Origin of the sequence: Sphingomonas sp. AOB5 (assembly GCF_029433115.1) — a bacterium.
Classification (GTDB): Bacteria; Pseudomonadota; Alphaproteobacteria; order Sphingomonadales; family Sphingomonadaceae; genus Sphingomonas.
Window position 1 is genome coordinate 1 of the sequence record NZ_JARNTV010000139.1, and the last position, 679, is coordinate 679.

The window sequence follows — 679 nt, forward strand, 5'->3', positions numbered from 1 at the left end:
GGTGCTGCCGGTCGTCGCGGGCGGGGTCGGGCGCGGCGTGGGCCGGGTCGGCGCGGGATTGTCGGCGGGCGTGGTCACCACCGGCGCCGGATCATGGCTGCCGACCGACGTAGCCGTATCCTCGAGCGCCTTCAGCCGCGCATCGGTCGAGCGCTTGTACGCCGCGAACGCGTCTTCCAGCATGCGGATACGGTTCTGTGCCTGCTCGACCTGGCCGGTCAGCGTCGCGATCTGCGATTCGAGCGCGGCGACGCGCTGGGTCAGATCGGCGACCGGACTGCTCGCGGGCGATCCGGGCATGTCGCCATTGGCCGAGGGGCCGGTAATCTCGGCCTCGAAAGTGGCGCCTGCGCCGCCCGGGAAGATCTTGCGCTGCACCGCGCGCATTTCGCGCTCGAGGCGGTCTACGCGCATTTCCAGCGCGCTCTGCGCCTGCGCAGGTGCCGTGAAGCCGATTGCGGAGAGCATCACCGCGGCTGCAATCAGGATACGCATCTTCACACCCCCCGGTGCTGGATTGAACGAAACGACATGGCTGGCACGCATTGCCTGTCCCCAGCCTTTACGGCGTGGTGACGCTATTGCCAGCCGGGGCAATTACGGGCGTGGCCGGCGGCGCGGCAGCCGGAGAGGCCGCTGCGGTCGGGCGCGGACGCGGTGCCGGACGGGTCGCCGCAGG

The 679-nt window shown here is 70.5% G+C and carries 1 pseudogene; it reads right to left on the reverse strand.

What is annotated here, in order from left to right:
* A pseudogene (locus tag P1X14_RS22060) lies at nt 1-495 on the reverse strand (hypothetical protein); the annotation flags it as partial.
* Between the last annotated feature and the right edge of the window lie 184 nt (nt 496-679).